The sequence below is a fragment of the Falsirhodobacter algicola genome, from assembly GCF_018279165.1.
GTDB lineage: Bacteria > Pseudomonadota > Alphaproteobacteria > Rhodobacterales > Rhodobacteraceae > Falsirhodobacter > Falsirhodobacter algicola.
Genome location: NZ_CP047289.1, coordinates 780,128 through 800,893, shown reverse-complemented (window position 1 = coordinate 800,893; position 20,766 = coordinate 780,128). Strand labels below are relative to the sequence as shown.

General features: G+C 65.0%; 22 protein-coding genes. 16 read left to right on the top strand and 6 right to left on the bottom strand.

Annotation, left to right across the window (positions count from 1 at the left end; translation table 11 throughout):
- Positions 1-6: 6 nt before the first annotated feature.
- The 11 genes from GR316_RS04045 to GR316_RS03995 are packed head-to-tail and all read left to right on the top strand — an operon-like array spanning position 7 to position 11,016.
- The gene (locus GR316_RS04045) at positions 7-399 is read left to right on the top strand and encodes a hypothetical protein (RefSeq protein WP_211784764.1); all 393 of its coding nucleotides are present in this window, start codon (positions 7-9) and stop codon (positions 397-399) included.
- Positions 400-408: 9 nt separating this feature from the next.
- Positions 409-1,446 (top strand): NADH-quinone oxidoreductase subunit NuoH, encoded by a 1,038-nt coding sequence (nuoH, locus tag GR316_RS04040; protein WP_211784763.1) that lies wholly within the window; start codon positions 409-411, stop codon positions 1,444-1,446.
- A 1-nt stretch (position 1,447) separates the two neighbouring features.
- Positions 1,448-1,945 carry an NADH-quinone oxidoreductase subunit NuoI gene (gene nuoI / locus GR316_RS04035; protein WP_211784762.1) on the top strand — a complete coding sequence of 166 codons (498 nt, stop codon included), beginning with the start codon at positions 1,448-1,450 and terminating at the stop codon, positions 1,943-1,945.
- 10 nt (positions 1,946-1,955) lie between these two features.
- Positions 1,956-2,564 carry an NADH-quinone oxidoreductase subunit J gene (locus tag GR316_RS04030; protein ID WP_211784761.1) on the top strand — a complete coding sequence of 203 codons (609 nt, stop codon included), beginning with the start codon at positions 1,956-1,958 and terminating at the stop codon, positions 2,562-2,564.
- Between the two features lie 18 nt (positions 2,565-2,582).
- Positions 2,583-2,888 carry an NADH-quinone oxidoreductase subunit NuoK gene (gene nuoK, locus GR316_RS04025; protein WP_211784760.1) on the top strand — a complete coding sequence of 102 codons (306 nt, stop codon included), beginning with the start codon at positions 2,583-2,585 and terminating at the stop codon, positions 2,886-2,888.
- A gap of 4 nt (positions 2,889-2,892) precedes the next feature.
- Positions 2,893-4,848 carry an NADH-quinone oxidoreductase subunit L gene (gene nuoL / locus GR316_RS04020; RefSeq protein ID WP_211784759.1) on the top strand — a complete coding sequence of 652 codons (1,956 nt, stop codon included), beginning with the start codon at positions 2,893-2,895 and terminating at the stop codon, positions 4,846-4,848.
- Between the two features lie 4 nt (positions 4,849-4,852).
- A complete protein-coding gene (locus GR316_RS04015) occupies positions 4,853-6,394 on the top strand; it encodes an NADH-quinone oxidoreductase subunit M (protein ID WP_211784758.1) in 1,542 nt (513 codons plus the stop codon).
- A 10-nt stretch (positions 6,395-6,404) separates the two neighbouring features.
- A complete protein-coding gene (nuoN, locus tag GR316_RS04010; RefSeq protein WP_211784757.1) occupies positions 6,405-7,838 on the top strand; it encodes an NADH-quinone oxidoreductase subunit NuoN in 1,434 nt (477 codons plus the stop codon).
- The gene (locus GR316_RS04005; protein ID WP_211784756.1) at positions 7,828-8,580 is read left to right on the top strand and encodes a biotin--[acetyl-CoA-carboxylase] ligase; all 753 of its coding nucleotides are present in this window, start codon (positions 7,828-7,830) and stop codon (positions 8,578-8,580) included. Before nuoN ends, GR316_RS04005 begins: the two co-directional genes overlap by 11 nt.
- Complete coding sequence (locus GR316_RS04000) at positions 8,564-9,343, top strand: type III pantothenate kinase (RefSeq protein WP_211784755.1); 780 nt, start codon at positions 8,564-8,566, stop codon at positions 9,341-9,343. The genes GR316_RS04005 and GR316_RS04000 overlap by 17 nt, the downstream gene beginning before the upstream one ends.
- Positions 9,340-11,016, top strand: coding sequence for a ribonuclease J (locus tag GR316_RS03995; RefSeq protein ID WP_211784754.1), 1,677 nt, complete (start codon positions 9,340-9,342; stop codon positions 11,014-11,016). Before GR316_RS04000 ends, GR316_RS03995 begins: the two co-directional genes overlap by 4 nt.
- A gap of 28 nt (positions 11,017-11,044) precedes the next feature.
- On the opposite strand, the gene GR316_RS03990 is transcribed toward GR316_RS03995, so the two are convergent.
- The 3 genes from GR316_RS03990 to GR316_RS03980 form a co-directional block, all read right to left on the bottom strand.
- Positions 11,045-12,439: a DEAD/DEAH box helicase gene (locus GR316_RS03990; RefSeq protein WP_211784753.1), complete on the bottom strand. Its 1,395-nt coding sequence runs from the start codon at positions 12,437-12,439 to the stop codon at positions 11,045-11,047.
- Positions 12,440-12,562: 123 nt separating this feature from the next.
- The gene (locus GR316_RS03985; RefSeq protein ID WP_211784752.1) at positions 12,563-13,282 is read right to left on the bottom strand and encodes a hypothetical protein; all 720 of its coding nucleotides are present in this window, start codon (positions 13,280-13,282) and stop codon (positions 12,563-12,565) included.
- A 3-nt stretch (positions 13,283-13,285) separates the two neighbouring features.
- The gene (locus GR316_RS03980) at positions 13,286-14,884 is read right to left on the bottom strand and encodes a peptide chain release factor 3 (RefSeq protein WP_211784751.1); all 1,599 of its coding nucleotides are present in this window, start codon (positions 14,882-14,884) and stop codon (positions 13,286-13,288) included.
- Positions 14,885-14,935: 51 nt separating this feature from the next.
- Between GR316_RS03980 and GR316_RS03975 the strand changes: the two genes are divergently transcribed.
- The 5 genes from GR316_RS03975 to GR316_RS03955 all read left to right on the top strand — a co-directional run bounded on the left by GR316_RS03975 (position 14,936) and on the right by GR316_RS03955 (position 18,236).
- Positions 14,936-15,712 carry an SDR family oxidoreductase gene (locus GR316_RS03975; protein WP_211784750.1) on the top strand — a complete coding sequence of 259 codons (777 nt, stop codon included), beginning with the start codon at positions 14,936-14,938 and terminating at the stop codon, positions 15,710-15,712.
- An 89-nt stretch (positions 15,713-15,801) separates the two neighbouring features.
- On the top strand, positions 15,802-16,020 hold the full coding sequence (gene tatA / locus GR316_RS03970) for a twin-arginine translocase TatA/TatE family subunit (RefSeq protein ID WP_211784749.1): 219 nt from the start codon (positions 15,802-15,804) through the stop codon (positions 16,018-16,020).
- 7 nt (positions 16,021-16,027) lie between these two features.
- Entirely contained in the window at positions 16,028-16,537 is a 510-nt protein-coding gene (tatB, locus tag GR316_RS03965) for a Sec-independent protein translocase protein TatB (protein WP_211784748.1), read from the top strand.
- Entirely contained in the window at positions 16,534-17,394 is an 861-nt protein-coding gene (gene tatC, locus GR316_RS03960; protein ID WP_211784747.1) for a twin-arginine translocase subunit TatC, read from the top strand. The genes tatB and tatC overlap by 4 nt, the downstream gene beginning before the upstream one ends.
- Positions 17,391-18,236 (top strand): ATP-binding protein, encoded by an 846-nt coding sequence (locus GR316_RS03955; protein WP_211784746.1) that lies wholly within the window; start codon positions 17,391-17,393, stop codon positions 18,234-18,236. The genes tatC and GR316_RS03955 overlap by 4 nt, the downstream gene beginning before the upstream one ends.
- Here the strand turns inward: GR316_RS03955 and GR316_RS03950 are convergent.
- The 3 genes from GR316_RS03950 to surE are packed head-to-tail and all read right to left on the bottom strand — an operon-like array spanning position 18,224 to position 20,761.
- Complete coding sequence (locus tag GR316_RS03950; protein ID WP_211784745.1) at positions 18,224-19,288, bottom strand: M23 family metallopeptidase; 1,065 nt, start codon at positions 19,286-19,288, stop codon at positions 18,224-18,226. The genes GR316_RS03955 and GR316_RS03950 overlap by 13 nt on opposite strands.
- Positions 19,289-19,325: 37 nt before the next feature.
- Positions 19,326-19,982, bottom strand: coding sequence for a protein-L-isoaspartate(D-aspartate) O-methyltransferase (locus GR316_RS03945; RefSeq protein ID WP_211784744.1), 657 nt, complete (start codon positions 19,980-19,982; stop codon positions 19,326-19,328).
- The gene (surE, locus tag GR316_RS03940) at positions 19,979-20,761 is read right to left on the bottom strand and encodes a 5'/3'-nucleotidase SurE (protein ID WP_211784743.1); all 783 of its coding nucleotides are present in this window, start codon (positions 20,759-20,761) and stop codon (positions 19,979-19,981) included. The genes GR316_RS03945 and surE overlap by 4 nt, the downstream gene beginning before the upstream one ends.
- Positions 20,762-20,766: the final 5 nt, after the last annotated feature.

Below are 20,766 nucleotides of genomic sequence, written 5' to 3'. Positions count from 1 at the left end.
CGGGGGGTGCTCGCAATGCTCGCCTTGGCTGCCTGCGCACCGCTGCCGCGCGAGATCCCCGCCCCGACCGAGGGAGAGGATCCCGTGGCGGATCCGATCTATCTCGGCGGTACGGGCGAGGATCTGGGCGAGGGCTTCATCGCCATCACCGCGCGCATCCGTCAGCCGCGTGCCGTGACGGATATCGACACCTATACCGATTGCCTGGCCGCCGGTCAGGCCGAGGCGAAAGATCTGCCCTATGTGCAGAGAATTCGCACGACGACCTCCAAAGGGGGGCGCACCTGGACGGCGAATGCCGTATACACCGCCTCGACGGAGAAGCCGACCGGCTCCTCGGTGATCGAAGCGACCAAGACCGTCGCCGCCTGTGCGGCCCGGTCGATTCCGACGGCGTAAGGGGGCATCATGGCCGATTTTCTGCAAACCGGGCTGGGCATGACGCTTCTGGCGGCGCTGCAAGGCCTTGGCGTCATCGCCTTTGTGATGATTTCGCTGATCTTCATGGTCTATGGCGACCGCAAGATCTGGGCCGCCGTGCAGATGCGCCGCGGGCCGAACGTGGTCGGTCCTTGGGGGCTGCTCCAGACCTTCGCCGACGCGCTGAAATATGTGGTGAAGGAAGTCGTGGTGCCCGCCGGGGCGGACCGCTTCGTCTTCTTCCTCGCGCCGATCCTGTCCTTCACGCTGGCCATGCTGGCCTTCGCGGTGATCCCGTTCGAAAACACATGGGTGCTGGCCGACATCAACGTCGCCGTTCTCTTCGTGTTCGCGGCCTCCTCGCTGGAGGTGTATGGCGTCATCATGGGGGGCTGGGCGTCAAACTCCAAATACCCGTTCCTCGGCTCGCTCCGCTCGGCGGCGCAGATGATCTCCTACGAGGTGTCGCTGGGTTTGATCATCATCGGGGTGATCATCTCCACCGGCTCCATGAGCTTCGGGGCGATCGTTCGGGCGCAGGACGGTGATTTCGGCCTTCTGAACTGGTACTGGCTGCCGCATCTGCCGATGGTCGTGCTGTTCTTCATCTCGGCGCTGGCCGAGACGAACCGTCCGCCCTTCGACCTTCCGGAAGCCGAGTCCGAGCTTGTGGCCGGCTATCAGGTGGAATATTCGGCGACCGCGTTCCTGCTGTTCATGGCCGGCGAATACATCGCCATCTTCCTGATGTGCGCGCTGATCAGCCTGCTGTTCTTCGGTGGCTGGCTCTCGCCCATTCCCGGTCTGCCGGACGGTGCGCTATGGATGGTCGCAAAAATGGCGTTCTTCTTCTTCATGTTCGCCATGGTGAAGGCGATCACGCCGCGCTATCGCTACGACCAACTGATGCGGATCGGCTGGAAGGTGTTCCTTCCGATCTCGGTGGGCTGGGTCGTGCTGATCGCGTTCCTGGCAAAGTTCGAAGTGTTCGGCGGGTTCTGGGCTCGCTGGGCGATGGGAGGCTGACATGGCTCAGAGCATCGATTGGGGCCGCGCGACCCGCTATTTCCTGCTGATGGATTTCATCAAAGGCTTCGGGCTGGGGTTTAAATACTTCTTCGCCCCGAAGGAGACGATCAACTACCCGCACGAAAAGGGGCCGCTATCGCCTCGTTTCCGCGGTGAACATGCGCTGCGCCGCTATCCCAATGGCGAAGAGCGGTGCATCGCGTGCAAACTGTGCGAGGCCGTCTGCCCCGCACAGGCGATCACCATCGACGCCGAGCCGCGCGACGACGGCAGCCGCCGCACCACGCGCTACGACATCGACATGACGAAGTGCATCTATTGCGGTTTCTGCCAAGAGGCATGCCCGGTCGATGCGATCGTCGAGGGGCCGAACTTCGAATTCTCCACCGAGACGCGGGAAGAGCTGTTCTACGACAAGCAGAAGCTGCTTGATAACGGCGCCCGTTGGGAAGCCGAGATCGCCCGCAACCTCGAAATCGACGCGCCCTACAGGTAAGGAGGCCGACATGACCGTATTCGCGTTCTACGCCTTCGCCGTCGTGGCCGTCATCGCCGCGCTGTTCGTGACGATCGCCCGCAACCCGGTGCATTCGGTGCTGTGGCTGATCCTTGCCTTCCTGTCGTCGGCCGGGCTGTTCGTCCTCTTGGGCGCGGAGTTCGTGGCGATGCTGCTGATCATCGTCTATGTCGGCGCGGTGGCCGTGCTGTTCCTGTTCGTCGTCATGATGCTGGATGTCGATTTCGGCGCGCTGAAGGGCGAGATGGCGAAATACGTCCCGCTGGCCGCGCTGATCGGCGTGATCCTTCTGGCGCAACTCCTGATCGGGTTCGGCGCATGGACGCAGGCCGATGGCGCGCTGGAACTGCGCCGCAGCGTGACGCCCGACATGATGCAGATCGACAATACGCGGGCCATCGGCCTCGTGCTCTATGACCGGTATCTGCTGCTGTTCCAACTGGCGGGGCTGATCCTGATGGTGGCGATGATCGGCGCGATCGTGCTGACGCTGCGGCACCGGACCGACGTGAAGCGCCAGAACGCTCTGCAGCAGATGTGGCGCGATCCGGCCAAGTCGGTGGAGCTGAAAGACATGAAACCGGGGCAGGGCCTCTGATCCGGGAAGGATAAGAACATGGTGGGACTGGAACATTACCTCACGGTCGGCGCGGCGCTGTTCGTCGTCGGGATCTTCGGCATCTTCCTGAACCGCAGGAACGTGATCGCCATCCTGATGTCGATCGAACTGATGCTGCTGGCGGTGAACATCAACCTCGTCGCCTTCTCGAGCTATCTCGGGGACCTGACGGGGCAGATCTTCACGATGTTCGTGCTGACGGTGGCGGCGGCGGAGGCGGCGATCGGACTTGCGATCCTCGTGACCTTCTTCCGCAACAAAGGCTCCATCGACGTGGAAGACGTCAACGTGATGAAGGGCTGAGGCGATGACGACCATCATTCTTCTGGCGCCGCTGGTCGGCGCGCTGATCTGTGGCTTCTGCTGGCGCGGGATCGGGGAATTCGCGGGGCAGGTCGTCGCGACGGCTCTGGTCTTTCTGGCGGCCCTGCTCAGCTGGATCGTGTTCCTCGGCTTCGACGGCGAGACGGTTCGCATCGTCCTGATGCGCTTCGTCGAAAGCGGCAGCCTGTCGTCCGATTGGGCGATCCGGGTGGATCGCCTGACCACGGTGATGCTCGTCGTCGTGACGACCGTCTCGGCGCTCGTGCACCTCTACAGCTTCGGCTACATGGCCCATGACGAGAACTTCCGCGAGCGGGAGCATTACAAGGCCCGCTTCTTCGCCTATCTGTCGCTCTTCACCTTCGCGATGCTTGCGCTGGTGACCTCGGACAACCTCGTGCAACTGTTCTTCGGCTGGGAGGGCGTGGGCCTCGCGTCCTATCTCCTCGTTGGGTTCTATTACCGCAAGCCTTCGGCGAATGCGGCGGCTATCAAGGCGTTCGTCGTCAACCGTGTCGGCGATTTCGGCTTCATGCTGGGGATCGCAGCGCTCTTCTTCCTGACGGACTCGGTTCGGTTCGATGACATCTTCGCCTCCGATATCGGGCAGATGCGCATCGGCTTCCTCGGCATCGACTGGAGCGCGGCCAACGTCGTCGGCGTTCTGCTGTTCATCGGTGCGATGGGCAAGTCGGCGCAGCTCGGCCTGCACACCTGGCTCGCCGATGCGATGGAGGGGCCGACCCCGGTGTCGGCACTGATCCACGCAGCGACCATGGTCACCGCCGGTGTCTTCCTCGTCTGCCGCATGTCGCCGGTGTTCGAGGTCGCTCCGGCCGCACAGACGCTAGTCGTCGTGATCGGCGCGCTGACGGCCATCTTCGCCGCGACGATCGGCCTCGTGCAGACCGACATCAAACGCGTGATCGCCTATTCGACCTGCTCGCAGCTGGGCTATATGTTCGTTGCCGCGGGGACGGGCGTCTATTCGGTGGCGATGTTCCATTTGATGACGCACGCCTTCTTCAAGGCGCTGCTGTTCCTTGGGGCCGGTTCGGTCATCCATGCGATGCACCACGAACAGGATCTGCGCGCCTATGGTGGCCTGCGGCACAAGCTGCCGGTGACGTTCTGGGCGATGCTGATCGGCACCCTCGCCATCACCGGCGTCGGTATTCCGTTCACCGGCATCGGTTTCGCGGGCTTCGTGTCGAAGGATGCCGTGATCGAGGTTAGCTGGCTCGGCTCGTCCATTGACTTCTGGCTTCTGGTGATCGCGGCGGCGCTGACCTCGTTCTATTCGTGGCGTCTGATGTTCCTGACCTTCTTCGGTCAGGCGCGCGGCAAGGCCGAGGTGCATGCCCATGCCCATGAGGCCCCGCGTGTGATGTTGATCCCGCTCGTGGTCCTGTCGCTCGGCGCGATCTTCGCCGGTATGATCTGGGCCAATGCCTTCTTCGGCGAGGAAGAGACCGTCCGCGAATGGTTCGGCACCGCATTGGCACTGGCCCCCGGCAACCATGCCCTGCATGAAGCGCATGAGATCCCGGCGCTGGTGTCGCTCGCGCCCTTCATCGCGATGCTGACGGGGCTGATCGTGGCTTGGGTGATGTATGTCCGCCAGCCGCTCCTTCCCATGCGGATGGCGCGGAGCATGGCCGGCCTTTATGCCCTGCTGCTCAACAAGTGGTATGTGGACGAGCTTTACGATCGTATCTTCGTGCGTCCGGCGCGCCGGCTCGGTGACGTCTTCTGGAAGCGCGGCGATGATGGTCTGATCGATGGTTCGGTCAACGGCATCGCTACGGGCCTCATCCCGGCGCTGACGCGGATCGTGACCCGCGCGCAGACCGGTTACGTCTTCCACTATGCCTTCGCCATGGTCGTGGGTATCGCGATCCTTGTCACCTGGATGTCGCTTTCGGGAGGGGCGCGGTAAGATCATGGGCAACCTACTTTCCATCATCACCTTCATCCCGGCCATCGCGGCCTTCATCCTCGCCGTCTTCCTACGCGGCGATGACGAGGCGGCGCGGCGCAATGCCAAATGGCTGGCGATGCTGGCCACCACGGCAACGTTCCTTATCTCGCTCTTCGTCTATGCGGGCTTCGACAACGGCAATCCGGGCTTCCAGTTCTTGGAGGACCGCGCATGGATCGGCGGCCTGCGCTACAAGATGGGCGTCGACGGCATCTCGGTGCTGTTTGTTCTGCTGACGACGACGCTGATGCCGCTGGTCATTGCCTCCTGCTGGAAGGTGACGCACCGCGTGAAGGAATACATGATCGCGTTCCTCGTTCTGGAAACGCTGATCCTCGGCGTGTTCTGCGCGCTGGACCTCGTGCTGTTCTACATCTTCTTCGAAGCGACGCTGATCCCGGCCTTCATCATCATCGGCGTCTGGGGCGGGACGAACCGCACCTATGCGGCGCTGAAGTTCTTCCTCTATACGTTCCTCGGGTCGGTTCTGATGCTGGTCGCGATGGTGGCCATGTATTTCGAGGCGGGGACCACGGATGTCGTCGCGCTGATGGCGCATGACTTCTCCTCCTCGCCGATGGCGGTCATGGGCATCACCATCACGGGCGGTGTGCAGACGCTCCTGTTCCTCGGGTTCTTCGCGGCCTTTGCGGTGAAGATCCCGATGTGGCCGCTGCACACATGGCAGCCCGTCGCCTATGACGAGGCGCCGACCGCCGGCACCGTCGTCTTCTCGGCGATCCTCGTGAAGATGGGCGGCTATGGTCTTCTGCGGTTCGCGCTGCCGATGTTCCCGGTCGGGGCCGACACGATGTCGGAACTGGCCCTGTGGCTGTCGGCGATCGCGATCGTCTATGCCTCGCTCGTCGCGATGGTCCAGACCGAGATGAAGCGCCTGATCGCCTATTCGTCGATCGCGCATATGGGCTTCGTCACCATGGGCATCTTTGCCGCGAACCGTCAGGGCGTCGATGGTGCGATCTTCCAGATGATCTCGCACGGGTTCGTCTCGGCGGCGCTGTTCCTCTGTGTCGGCGCGCTGATCGAGCGGACGCGCGTCACCGAAGTCGCGGCCCTCGGCGGACTCGTGAACCGGATGCCGACCTTCGCGCTGATCTTCATGTTCTTCACCATGGCCAATGTCGGCCTGCCGGGCACTTCGGGCTTCGTCGGTGAATTCCTGACGCTGGTCGGTGTGTTCCAAGTGAACACATGGGTGGCGCTGGTGGCGACGACGGGGATCATCCTGTCGGCCTGCTACGCGCTCTATCTCTACCGCCGTGTGGTGTTCGGGGATCTGATCCGCGAAGCGCTGAAGATGATCTCCGATCTCGACCGGCGGGAACGGGCGATCTTCGCCCCGCTTGCCGCGCTGGTGCTGGTGCTCGGGTTCTATCCCGCGCTGGTGACGGATGTGACGGGCGCCGCAGTCGCGCGACTGACCCAGACTTATGAGGCCGCCCTTGCCGTGGGCGGCGACACCACGCAGGCCGCGTTGAACTGAGGGACGCCCCATGACCCAAGCCGATTTCTCAACCGCCCTGCCGGAATTCCTTCTGTCGGTCTGGGCGCTTCTGGCGCTGATGTGCGGGGCGTTCCTCGGCAAGGACCGCGCTGCGGGCGCCTTGCTGTGGACGACGGCCGCCGTCTTCGTGCTGCTGGCCTTCGGGCTGGGTGTGCGCAGCGGCACCTATGTCGCCTTCGACGGGATGCTGGTGGACGATTCCTTCGCACGGTTCACCAAGATCCTGATCCTGCTGTCGGCCGCCATCGTGCTGGTCCTCGGTCAGGATTATCTGAAACGGCGCGCGTTGATGCGCTTCGAATATCCGATCCTGATCGCGCTCGCGGTCGTGGGGATGATGGTGACGGTGTCCGCCGGGGATCTTATCACCCTCTATATGGGGCTCGAGCTGCAATCGCTGGCGCTTTATGTCGTTGCCAGCTTCCGCCGCGACAGCGCCCGTTCGTCCGAAGCGGGGATGAAGTACTTCGTGCTCGGTTCGCTCTCGTCGGGGATGTTCCTCTATGGGGCGTCGCTGACCTATGGCTATGCGGGCACGACGGATTTCGCCGGTATCCTCTCGGTAGTAGATGCGCAAATGCCGCTGGGGCTGCTGTTTGGTCTGATGTTCATGTTGGCCGGTCTTGGGTTCAAGATTTCGGCGGCTCCGTTCCACATGTGGACGCCGGACGTGTATGAGGGCGCACCGACCCCGGTCACCGCCTTCTTTGCGACCGCGCCCAAGGTTGCGGGTCTGGCACTGATCGCGCGTCTGATGTTCGATGCCTTCGGCACGGTCACGAGCGATTGGTCGCAGGTGGTGGCGCTTCTGGCGGTGCTGTCGATTTTCGTCGGCTCCATCGCGGCGATCGGGCAGCGTGACATCAAACGCCTGATGGCCTATTCCTCCATCGCGCATATGGGTTACGCGATGGTCGGTCTGGCCGCTGGTACGGCGATCGGCGTGCAGTCGATGCTGATCTACCTTGCGATCTATGTCACGATGAACGTCGGCGCCTTCGCCTTCATCCTTTGCATGCGGACCGACGGTATCCCGGTCACGCGGATCGACGCGCTCAGCATGTATTCGCAGCGCGAGCCGCTGAAGGCGCTGGCGCTTCTGGTGATCTTCTTCAGCCTTGCGGGCGTTCCCCCGTTCATCGGGTTCTTCGCCAAGTTCTACATCCTGCAGGCTGCCGTCGATGCCGGTATGGCATGGCTTGCCATCGCGGCGGTGATCGGGTCGGTCATCGGGGCATATTACTACCTGCGGGTCGTGTTCCTGATGTACTTCGGCCGCGAGGAATCGCAGCTCGATCGCGGGATGGGGACGGTGCCGTGGGTCGTGCTGATGGGGTCGGCTGCGCTGGTGCTTCTGGGCGTGGTCAACCTGTTCGGCGTCGACTCCGCAGCCGCCTTGGCCGCACAAACCCTTGTCCGCTGATTGGCCGGAGGCTGTCGACCGTCATCTGCTTCCGACGGTCGACAGCACGAACACCTACGGGTTCCTGCTGCCGCGCGTACCGGCTTGGGTGGTTGCCGAAGAGCAGACGGCCGGCCGCGGCCGCCGCGGGCGCAACTGGGTCAGCCCGCGCGGCAATTTCTACGGCAGCCTGATCCTCGAACCCGACCTTCCGCCCGAACGGACGGCGCTTTTGTCCTTCGCCGCGGCGCTTGCGCTGCGCGATGCCTGTGTCGCCGTCACCGGGATGGAGGGGATCTTTCGACTGAAATGGCCGAACGATGTGCTTCTGAACGGCCGCAAGCTGTCCGGGATCCTGCTGGAGCGTCGTCATGACCGTCTGGCCATCGGCATGGGCGTGAACCTGATCGGTGCCCCACCTGCCGAGGCCGTAGAAACCCGCGCCCTTCCGCCCACCAGCCTTTTGGAGGAGACGGGCCAGCGCATCACGCCCGCGCAGCTTCTGTCCCATCTCGCCCCCGCCATGCAGCGATGGCAGGCAGAGCTGGCGCAGGGCTTCGGCCCGGTGCGCAAGGCGTTTCTGTCCTCCTGCGCCCATTTGGGGGCGCCCATCACGGCCCGCACCATGACCGAGGTGCATGAGGGGATCTTCGAGGGGATCGACGACAGCGGCGCGCTGGAACTTCGTACCTCGACCGGCATCATGCTGATCCCGGCCGCCGACATTTTCTTCCGGAACACTCCCGATGCTCCTTACCATTGATTGCGGCAATACGAACACGGTGTTCTCCACCTGGGACGGCAGCCAGTTCACCGGAACGTGGCGCCTGTCCACGGACCACACCCGCACGGCCGATGAATATTTCGTCTGGCTCACCTCGCTGATGCAGCTTGGCGGCGTGACGGAGCCGGTGACGGATGTCATCATCTCGTCCACGGCGCCGCGGGTGGTGTTCAACCTGCGCGTTCTTTGCAACCGCTATTTCGATTGCCGGCCGCTGGTCGTCGGGCGGCCCGATTGCGCGCTGCCGGTCGCGCCGCGCGTCGATCAGGGCACGACGGTGGGGCCGGACCGGCTGGTGAACACCGTCGCGGGCTATGAACGGCATGGCGGCGATCTGATCATCGTCGATTTCGGAACGGCGACGACGTTCGACGTGGTGGACCATGACGGCGCCTATATCGGCGGCGTCATCGCACCCGGCGTGAACCTCAGCCTCGAGGCGCTGCACATGGCGGCAGCGGCGCTGCCGCATGTCGATGTCTCGCGCCCGGCGGTGACGATCGGCAAGAATACTGTGGCCTGCATGCAGTCGGGCGTGTATTGGGGCTATATAGGCCTTGTCGAAGGGATCGTCCGCGAGATCCGGCGGGAGCGAGAGCGTCCGCAGAAGGTTATCGCGACGGGCGGACTTGCCCCTTTGTTCGATCAGGGCTTCGACCTATTTGATACTGTGGAAGGCGATCTGACCATGTGGGGTCTGGTGCTGATCCACCAACACAACCAGGAACTGGACAACACATGACGGATGAACGGCTGATCTACCTTCCCCTTGGCGGCGCAGGGGAGATCGGCATGAACTGTTACGTCTATGGCTACGGGCTTCCGGGGCGGGAGCGTCTGATCGTCGTGGATCTGGGCGTGACATTCCCCGACATGGACACGACGCCCGGCATCGACCTGATCATGCCCGACGTGTCGTGGCTGGAGAAACGCGCCGACCAGATCGAGGCGATCTTCATCACCCACGCGCACGAAGATCACATCGGCGCGCTGGCGCATATGTGGCCGAAGCTGAAGGCGCCGGTCTATGCGCGCCGCTTCACCGCCGCGATCGGCCGGTACAAGCTGGAAGATCAAGGCCTGCCGAAGGACACGATCACCACGGTCGAGGCGCGTCCCGATGTCGTGGAGGCGGGGCCGTTCTCGGTTCAGTTCGTACCGATCAGCCATTCGGTGCCCGAAAGCTCTGCGCTGGTGATCGACAGCCCGGCCGGCCGCGTGCTGCATACGGGCGACTTCAAGCTCGATCCCGCGCCGGTGGTGGGGGAGCCGTGGGACCCCGCGACCTATGCCGCCATCGCCGAGGAACGTCCGGTGAAGGCGCTGATGTGCGATTCCACCAATATCTTCACGCAGCATCCGGGCCGTTCGGAAAGCACGCTGACCGGCCCGCTGCGCGAGCTGATCGGTGGGGCACGCGGAATGGTCGTGGCGACAACCTTCGCGTCGAACGTCGCGCGCCTGAAGACCTTGGCCGAAGCGGCCCGCGCCTCGGGGCGGTCGGTCTGCCTTCTGGGCCGCGCGATGCGCCGCATGGTCGCCACGGCGACCGAGACGGGCATCCTTCAGGATTTCCCGCCGACCATCAGCCCCGAGCAAGTGCTGGAGATGCCGCGCGACAACGTGCTGCTGATCGTCACCGGCTCTCAGGGGGAACGGCGCGCAGCGTCGGCCCAACTGGCCCGCGGCAAATATCTCGGGATCGAACTGAAGGAGGGGGATCTCTTCCTCTTCTCCTCGCGGACCATTCCGGGCAATGAGCGCGAAGTTGGCCGGATCATGAACGCGCTTTCCGAAAAAGGCGTTGATCTTCAGGACGATGCGGGCGGTCTTTACCACGTTTCGGGCCATGCGAACCGTCCCGATCTGGTCACGGTCCATTCCGTCGTGAAACCGGAACTGCTGATCCCGATGCATGGTGAACACCGCCATCTGCGCGAACATGCGCGGGTCGGGGCCGAAGGCGGCACGCGCTCGCTTCTGGTCACGAACGGCGCGATGATCGATCTGACGGGCGATGCCCCCAAGATCGTGGAGCGGGTGGAGACGCGGCGCAGCTACCTCGACGGCTCGATCCTGATCGGGGCCTTCGACGGCGTGGTGCGCGATCGGATCCGTCTGGCGCTGAACGGCCATGTGATGATCAACGTCATCTTGGACGAGAGCGACGATCTTCTGGGCGATGTCTGGGTGGAGGTCATGGGCCTTCCCGAGCGTGGCCAGAGCGGCGGCATCCTGTCGGAAACGCTCGAACGGGAATTGACGGAATATCTCGAAGGCGCGGGCGCGAAGCTGCTGAACAACGACGATCGTCTGGAAGAGGCGCTGCGGCGCATGGTCCGGCAGATCGGCGTGGTGGAGATCGGTAAGAAACCGGAAACCACCGTCACCATATCCCGCCTGCAGGACGAATAAGAAAAGGCCCCCGATTGGGGGCCTTTTTTCAATCCTGATCCGCGTCGTCGCGGGGGGGCAGCGCGAAGCTGCGCAGCAGAAACTCTGGCACATGATCGCCAAGGCCCACCACCGGGCCGTTCGATTGCGCCGGAGCTTGCAGTGCCGGCGTCGGCGCCTCGTTTTGCGGTTCGGACCGGTCTGATTTCCGGCGGCTGCGCGACCGCGACCGGGGTTCGGCTGCGGGCTGGTCGGGCGCGGGTTCCGCGCGCGGTGCCGGAGCGGGTGCGGCGGCTTCGGCCGGGGCCTCATCCTTCGGGATCGCCTGACCGACGAGCGTTTCGATCGCGGTCACGTATTTCTCGTCCGCCGGGGTCGCTAGCGTGAAGGCTTTGCCCTTGCGGCCTGCGCGGCCGGTCCGGCCGATGCGGTGGACGTAATCCTCCGGGTGGGTCGGCACGTCGAAGTTGAAGACATGGCTGACCGAGGGCACATCGAGCCCGCGCGCCGCCACGTCCGACGCCACCAGAAGCTGCAACGAACCTTCGCGGAACCCGTCCAGCGTCGCCATGCGCTGACGCTGGTCCAGATCGCCGTGGATCGCGCCAGCGTTGAAGCCATGCGCCTTCAGCGATTTCACGACGACATCCACCTCGATCTTCCGGTTGCAGAAGATGATGGCGTTGGTGCATTGCGCGCCCTCGGCCCGGATCAATTCACGCAGAACCTGCCGTTTGTCGGCGGCGCTGCGGTCCTTGCGGCTCGGCGTGACGGCGATCAGCTTCTGCTCGATCGTGGCGGAGGTGGAGTTCTGACGCGCCACCTCGATCTTCACCGCGTTCTGCAGGAAGGTGTTGGTGATCCGCTCGATCTCCGGGGCCATGGTGGCCGAATAGAAGAAGGTCTGGCGGGTGAAGGGCGTCAGGCTGAAGATGCGTTCGATGTCGGGGATGAACCCCATGTCGAGCATCCGGTCCGCCTCGTCGACGACCATGATCTGAACACCCTGAAGCAGCAGCTTGCCGCGTTCGAAATGGTCCAGAAGGCGGCCGGGCGTTGCGATCAGCACGTCCACGCCGCGGTCGATCAGCTTGTCCTGCTCCCCGAAGGAAACGCCGCCGATCAGCAGGGCCTTCGTCAGCTTGGTATGCTTGGCATAGGTGTCGAAGTTTTCGGCCACCTGCGCCGCAAGCTCCCGCGTCGGGGCCAGCACGAGGCTGCGCGGCATGCGGGCGCGGGCGCGCCCTTTGCCCAGCAGGGTGATCATGGGCAGGGTGAAGCTGGCCGTCTTGCCAGTACCCGTCTGGGCGATGCCCAGCACGTCCTTGCCCTCCAGCGCGTGGGGGATGGCCTGCGCCTGAATGGGCGTCGGCGATTCATAGCCCGCTTCCTGAACGGCTTTCAGCACGCGGGGGTCAAGCGCGAGGTCGGAGAATTTCGTCATCTGCGTCCTGTGGTTGCGGTATCGGACCGCAAGGGATGAAGGGACGCGTGCATTTTCCGAGGGCGTCCCGGCGTCACTGGCCGAACCGGCCCGTGTGTCAGTTATTGCAAAAACACGAAAACGTCAAGTTTCCACGTCTCTGTCCGTGCCGCGCATGCGTTGCAGACGCGCGAAAAGCCCGCGGGGATCGTCGTTCAGGCGCGTCAGAACCTCTTGGGCCGGGGGGCCGGCGACGGGTTCGGCCAGCGCGGCCTGCCAAAGGGGGGCCAAAAGGTTGATGTCGAGCCCACCGCTGCGCAGCGCAAAGCCGGGCATGTCAAGGGGCAGGCTGCCGCCGCCCGCCTTTTGAAACGGGGTCGAGGCATCGCGGCCCGAGCGCAGACGCTCATGCTCATAAAGCTTCATCGTCGAGAACAGGACCCCGAGCGACAGGCCAAGCCGCCGCTCCCCCTCGGTCTGGCCGTGATCGCCGAATGTGATCAGCGACGAGATCAGCCAGCGCGAGGGGAGCTGCCGGCACAGCACCTCGCCCTGTTCCACCCAGATGCGGTGGAACAGGTTGCGCGCCCCGCGCGGAAAGCGCCGCTTGCGCAGATGGGCGATCAGCAGCCCGTTCAGCAGATGAAGTTCGGTGCCCGCCGCGAATTCCTCGCGCAGCGCGCGCGCCTTCACGGCATGCCCGGAGGAGGACTCGGGGAAGGGGTCCGGCCCGACCGGCATCGCCGCCAGCGCCGCAAGGTCGGCGTCCAGCGGCAGATCCTCTCCGGGGCCAAGGTCCATCCGGCTCCGGCGCTTCTGCCACCTGTAGATCAGGGTGTCGGGTGCGCCGGGATAGGTGGGCATGGATCAGACCATCATCTCTTTGGTGGCGGTCAGCCGGATATCCGGGTGATCGCGGACCACGCGGTCGATGTCCCATTGCAGGCGCGTCAGGAACACGGTGTCGCCATCGCTGTCCGTCGCTATATGGCCCTTGTTGACGTTCACCAGCTTTTCCACCGCCGTCTTCGGCCCCTGCACCCAGCGGGCGGAGGAGAATTGCGACGGCTCGAACCGGACGGGCAGGGAGTATTCCTGTTCGATCCGGCTGGCCAGAACCTCGAACTGCAGCGCGCCCACGACGCCCACGATGAAGCCGGAGCCGATCATGGGCTTGAAGACCTTGGCCGCGCCTTCCTCGGCGAATTGCATCAGCGCCTTTTCGAGGTGCTTGGCCTTCATCGGATCGCCCGCGCGCACGCCTTGCAGCAGTTCGGGCGCAAATGAGGGGATGCCGGTGAAATGCAGCGCCTCACCCTCGGTCAGGGCGTCGCCGATGCGAAGCTGGCCGTGGTTCGGAATGCCGATGATGTCGCCGGCCCAAGCCTCTTCGGCCAGTTCGCGGTCGGCGGCAAGGAACAGCACGGGGTTCGACACCGCCATCTGCTTCTTGGAGCGGACATGCAGCAGCTTCATCCCGCGTTCAAAATGCCCCGAGGCAAGGCGCACGAAGGCCACGCGGTCGCGGTGCTTGGGGTCCATATTGGCCTGCACCTTGAACACGAAGCCCGCGACCTTGGTCTCGCCGGCGTCGAGCTGGCGTTCCTTGGCGGTCTGGGGCTGCGGCTCGGGGCCGTATTCGCCCATGCCGTCCATCAGTTCCTTCACCCCGAACGAGTTGATGGCCGAGCCGAACCAGATCGGCGTCATATGCCCCTCGAGGAAGGCTTGCCGGTCGAAGCGGGGCAGCAGCTCGCGCGCCATCTCGATCTCTTCGCGGAACTTCGTCAGAAGGTCGGCAGGAATGTGATCGGCAAGGCGCGGATCGTCGAGGCCGGTGATCTTGATGGATTCGGCGACCTTGTTGCGGTCGGCCCGGTCCATGATCTCCAGCCGATCATGCAGAAGATCGTAGGCCCCGACGAAATCGCGGCCCATGCCGATCGGCCACGAGGCCGGGGCCACGTCGATGGCAAGGTTCTCCTGAATCTCGTCGATGATCTCGAACACATCGCGGGATTCGCGGTCCATCTTGTTGCAGAAGGTCAGGATCGGCAGATCGCGCAGGCGGCAAACCTCGAAGAGCTTGCGCGTCTGGGATTCGACGCCCTTCGCGCCGTCGATCACCATGATCGCGGCATCGACCGCCGTCAGCGTCCGGTAGGTGTCTTCGGAAAAGTCGCTGTGGCCGGGCGTGTCGACGAGGTTGAACCGATAAGGCCCGAACTCGAATGACATGGCCGAGGCGGAGACGGAGATGCCGCGATCCTGCTCCATCTTCATGAAGTCGGACCGTGTGCGGCGCGCCTCGCCCTTGGCGCGGACCTGTCCGGCCATCTGGATCGCACCGCCGAACAGCAGGAACTTTTCGGTCAATGTTGTTTTTCCGGCGTCGGGATGCGAGATGATCGCAAAGGTCCGGCGTCGGGCAATTTCGGGCGGAAGGGTCGGGCGGTTGTCCAGCATGGCCGCGACATACAGCACGGCGCATCGCGCGTCCAGTAAGGGAGAGACGGGATGGATCTGGGAATCGCGGGAAAACGGGCGCTGGTCTGCGCCGGATCGAAGGGGCTCGGGTTCGGCTGCGCCGAGGCATTGGCGCGGGCAGGGGTCGCGCTCGTGCTGAATGCCCGCAACGCCGCCCCGCTGGAGGAGGCCGCAGCGCGTCTGCGCCGCCACGGCGTCGAGGTGCAGACCGTCGCCGCCGACATCACCGATCCGGACGGGCAGGCGCGGGTTCTGGCGGCTGCGGGCGGGGTGGATATCCTCGTGACCAATGCCGGCGGGCCGCCTCCGGGCATGTGGTCCGACTGGGACCGGAGCGATTTTCAAAAGGCCCTCGATGCCAATATGCTGACCCCGATCGCGCTGATGACGGCGCTGCTGCCGGGCATGATCGACCGGGGCTGGGGCCGGGTGGTCAACATCACCTCGAAATCGGTGCGCGCGCCGATCGCGCAGCTTGGCCTGTCGAATGCGGCGCGTTCGGGGCTGACGGGTTATGTCGCCGGGACGGCGCGGCAGGTCGCGCCGCATGGGGTGACGGTGAACAACATCCTGCCCGGCACCCATGCCACGGCGCGTTCGGATGCGCTGGATCAGGGGCGCGCGGCCCGCGACGGCGTGGACATCGACGAAGCCCGCCGCCGGGGCGAAGCGGCCATCCCGACCCTTAGCTACGGCGATCCGGCCGATTTCGGGGCGGTCTGCGCGTTCCTCTGCTCGCAGCAGGCGCGGTTCATCGTGGGGCAGAACATCTTGGTCGATGGCGGCGAGACGAACCTGACGATGTGATCGGCGCGGTTCCGAAAGGGCTTTGAACGGGCCGCGAAAATGCATACATAGGTGCAAACCGCATGCGCGGTGATGCAGGGAGTGGCAAGATGCTTAACAATATCGGCCTGCCGGGCCTTCTTCTGATCGCGGTGATCGTTCTTGTGCTGTTCGGTCGCGGCAAGGTGTCCTCGCTCATGGGCGAGGTGGGCAAAGGCATCACGGCCTTCAAGAAAGGCGTGAACGACAGCGAGACCGAGGCCGAACGCCAGCGGGTCGATCAGGCCCGCGACGTGACGCCCGAAGAGGCCGAGCGCAAGAAAGTCTGATCGCGGCATGTTCGACATCGGCTGGAGCGAGCTTATCCTGATCGGGACGATCGCATTGATCGTGGTCGGGCCCAAGGACCTGCCCGAGATGTTCCGCCAGATCGGGCGCTTCACCGCGAAGGCCCGGTCGATGGCCCGCGAATTCTCGCGCGCGATGGAGGATGCGGCCAAGGAAAGCGGCGTGAACGATGTGGCCAGCGATCTGCGCAAGGCGACTTCGGCGCGCGCGCTCGGCCTTGATGCGGTGAAGACCGCCGCGACCAAATTCGAAAGCTGGGATCCGATGCGGGCATCCCGCACGACGCCCGCGCAGAATGTCGCCGCGGCCGAGGAGGTGCGCCATTCCGCCGCCGCCGTGACCGCGCCGCCCCCCGCCGCCGAGGCGCTGAAGGCCCCGCCGGTCCAGCAGCCCGCCCGGCCGCGGCCGCAGCCGGTGCGCCGCCGCAAGGTGGACAGCGCCACGGTGCAGCGCAAGCCCGTTCCCCGAAAACCCCATCCCAAGAAGACCGACAGATGAGCCGCGAGGAAACGATCGACGACAGCAGCGCCCCGCTGGTGGAACACCTGAAGGAACTCCGCTCGCGCGTGCTGTGGTCGCTTCTTGCCTATGTGGCGGCGGTCTGCATCGTGTTCCCCTTTGCGCGGCACGTCTTCAACTTCCTGTCGCACCCGGTCTGTGATGCGCTGGCCCAGCGGGGGCAGGATTGCGGGCTGGTTATGATCCGCCTGCAAGAAGGCTTCTTCGTGTCGGTGAACATCGCCTTCTTCGGCGGGCTCGTCCTCGCCTTCCCGATCATCGGCTATCAAATGTGGCGCTTCGTCGCCCCCGGCCTCTACCGGTCCGAGAAAAGCGCCTTCCTGCCGTTCCTCCTCGCATCGCCGATCATGTTCCTGATCGGGGCGGCCTTCAGCTATTACATCGTCCTGCCGATGGCCTTCGATTTCTTCCTCGGCTTCCAGCAGGGGCAGGACGCGCCGGTGCCTTCGGATGTGGCGGACCGCGCGGTGCATGCGGGGATCGTGTTCCAAGGCTCGGCTCAGGAATATCTCGGCCTGACGATGAAGTTCATCCTCGCCTTCGGCCTCTGCTTCCAGCTTCCGGTGCTGCTGACGCTGATGGGCAAATCGGGCCTCATCTCGGCCGACGCGCTCGCCTCGGTGCGCAAATATGCGCTGGTGGCGATCCTGCTGCTGTCGGCCTTCGCCACGCCCCCCGACGTGATGAGCCAGCTGATCCTGTTCTGCGCGATCTATCCGCTCTACGAGGTGTCGATCTTCCTGATCCGCCGGATCGAGGCGCGGCGCGAGGCGCAACTCCGGGCCGAGGGCCTGTGGTTCGAAGATGACGACACCGAGGACAGTGCGAAGAAATGACTGAAGACCTGACACGGATCGCCGAGGCGCTGGAGCGGATGTCCCCTCCCGCGCCGCCTCGGCCGGATCTGGATTCCGCCGATGCCTTCATCTGGCAGACCGGCCCCGACCGCTTGCATCCGGTGGCGCGCGTGGACCGGGTGGATCTGGGGCTGCTGATCGGTGTGGACCGGGCGCGCGATACCCTGCTGGAGAATACGCGCCATTTTGCCCAAGGCCTGCCCGCCAACAACGCGCTTCTCTGGGGCGCGCGGGGCATGGGGAAATCCTCGCTGGTGAAGGCGATCCACGGCACGCTTCTGGACGAAGGGCTGCCGCTCAAACTCGTGGAGCTCTCGCGCGAGGATCTGCCCAGCGTGCAGCGTCTGCTGACCCATCTGCGCGCGTCCGAACACCGGTTCGTCCTGTTCCTCGACGATCTGTCCTTCAGCCATGACGATCAGCACTATAAATCGCTGAAGGCGGTGCTCGATGGCGGGATCGAGGGGCGGCCGCAGAACGTCGTGCTCTATGCCACCTCGAACCGGCGGCATTTGATGCCGCGCGACATGATCGAGAACGAGCGGTCGAGCGCGATCAGCCCCTCCGAAGCGGTGGAAGAGAAAGTCTCCCTCTCGGACCGGTTCGGGCTGTGGCTGGGCTTCCATCCCTGCACGCAGGACGATTTCCTTGCGATGATCTACGGCTATTGCGCGGCTTTCGGCATCGCGGCGGACGATTCCCTGCGCGCCGAGGCGATCGAGTGGCAGGCGACACGCGGCTCCCGCTCGGGCCGCGTGGCGTGGCAATTCTTCACCGACCTTGCGGCCCGGCGCGGCGTGCGCCTCGATCAGGGCAGATAAGGCGCGGGATCGACGCTTTCGAAGCCGTTGCGGACCTCGAAATGCAGGAAGGCCGGGCTGGCATTGCGCACCGTCGCGAATTGCTGGCCCCGGCTGACCGATGCGCCGCGTTCCACCGTGACATTGTCGATCCCGGCATAGACCGTCAGCAGGTTGTTGTCGTGGCGCAGCACGACGATCGGCACTTGATCGGTGTCGCGCGTAATCGCTGCGACGGTGCCGGATTCGGCGGCGACCACCGGCGATCCTGCGGCGGCACCGATGTCGATCCCCTCGTTCTTGCCCTTGGAATAGGGGCGCAGGATGCTGCCGCTGGCGGGCATCGCAAGCCGCGAGGATGACGGCGCAGGCGCGGCGGCTGCGGGCGTCGTGGCCGGTGCCGGGGTCGCGGCAGAGGCCGAGGCGGGCGTGGCCGGGGCCTGCGCCCCATCCACCGGGATCAGCAGAACCTGACCCTCGCGCAGCGACAGGTTCGAATCGAGCCCGTTCCAATCCGCCAGCACGCGCGGCGAGATGTTGTAGGTCCGCGCGATGGAATAGGCCGTCTCACCCCGCTGCACGCGGTGCTGCGCAGGTTGCGCGCCGCTGCTGGCGGTGCTGGTGGGGGCCTGCGTCGGTGTCGGTGCGGACGCGCTGCCGGGATCGAGCGATGTTACCTCGATCGCGCTTGTCTGCAGGCCCGAGACGGGCGCGGTCGCGACGGCGGGCTGCGCGGCCGCGCCGCTCGGCAGGGCCAGAACCTCGCCGCCGCGCAGAACGGTGTCGGGGGCGATGGCGTTGAAGCGGGCGATCTCACCGGCATCGGCGCCGACGCGCTGTGCAAGGCTGGTGACGGTATCGCCCTGACGCGCCACGGCCACCTGATAGGTCGGATAGCTGATGACGCCGCGCGCATCCGGCTGCGGCCGGTCCGAGGCGGCATTGGTCGCCGCCGCGCCCGTGTTCAGGCCCGAGCGCAGATCCCAGTCCACCGGCCCCTGCGCACATGCCGCCAGCAGCACCACGCCGGACAGGACCATTCCGGCGCGCAGCCGCCCATGAGAGATCACCATCGTTCCAACCTTTCCCTCGCGGCGGGTCCGCCGCCCTTCATTCCGCCCCCAGCCCTTCGACCAGCGGGACGAACCGCACGGAGCGCAGTTCGTCATATTCGAAGCCGTCTTCGGTGCGGGTGACCTTGATCAATGTCTGGACCGTATCCGTCTGGCCCACAGGGACCACCATGATACCGCCGATCTTCAACTGTGCCAATAACGGCCCGGGCGGATCTTCGGCGGCGGCGGTCACAAGAATGCGGTCGAACGGGGCCTGTTCGGGCAGGCCGTGGCTGCCATCGCCCACCATCGTCGTGATGTTCGACAGGTTCAGGACGCGGAACACCTCCTCCGCCTCGCGGACGAGGCGGCGGTAGCGGTCCACCGTATAGACCCGCCGCGCCAGAAGGCTGAGGATCGCGGCCTGATAGCCGGAGCCTGTCCCCACCTCCAAGACCTTGTCCCGCGCATTGACCGACAGCGCCTGCGTCATCAGCCCCACGACCGAGGGCTGGCTGATCGTCTGACCGCAGGCGATGGGCAGGGGCGTGTCGTCATAGGCGCGCTGCGCGAACAGCCCCCGGATGAAGGCGCCGCGGTCGATCTTTTCCATCGCCGTCAGCACACGGCCATCCGTTATGCCATGCGAGCGCAGGGCATAGAGAAAGCGCATCTGCCGTTCCGCGGGATCTTCGTCCTCCTCACCGGTCATGCAAGCGCGGCCTCCAGCTCCTTCAGGCTGTCATGCGCCGTCAGATCGCAGCGCAGCGGCGTGACCGAGATGTAGCCATCGAGGTTCACGGCCGCGTCGGTTCCGGGGGCGGTGGTGCCTTGCGGGCCGCCCTTGATCCAGACGAAGCGCTTCCCCGAGGGGGAGATCTGCGGCTCGGTCGAAAAGAAGCTGTCGCGCCGATAGCCTTGGGCGGCCACGCGCACACCTTGGACATCCGCCGCCGCGACCGGGGGGAAGTTGATGTTGTAGAACAGCCGGTAATCCGCCTCGTCCCACATCCCACGCTCCAGAAGCCGGCGCACGAGGGTCGCGCCATGGGTGCGCGCCGCTTCGAACGGGTCGGCGAGGGCGCGGGTGCCGGGGCCCATATACTGCGACAGCGCGATCGCGGGCACGCCCTGCAGCGCGCCTTCCATCGCCCCGCCGATGGTGCCGGAATAGAGCACATTCTCGGCCGAGTTGTTGCCGCGGTTCACCCCGGACAGGATCAGGTCCGGACGCGCGCCGCCGAACACCTCGTAGATGGCGGCCAACACGCAATCGGCGGGGCTGCCTTCGGCCGCGAAACGCCGTTCGCCCAACTGCGAGAAGAGCATGGGGTGCGTGTAGCTGACGCAATGCCCGACGCCCGACTGCTCGAACGCGGGGGCGACGGTCCATACCTCGCCCGTGGTGCCGGCGATGTCCTGCGCGATTTCGTGCAGCACCTCGAGGCCCGGCGCGTTGATGCCGTCATCGTTCGTGATCAGAATACGCATGGGAA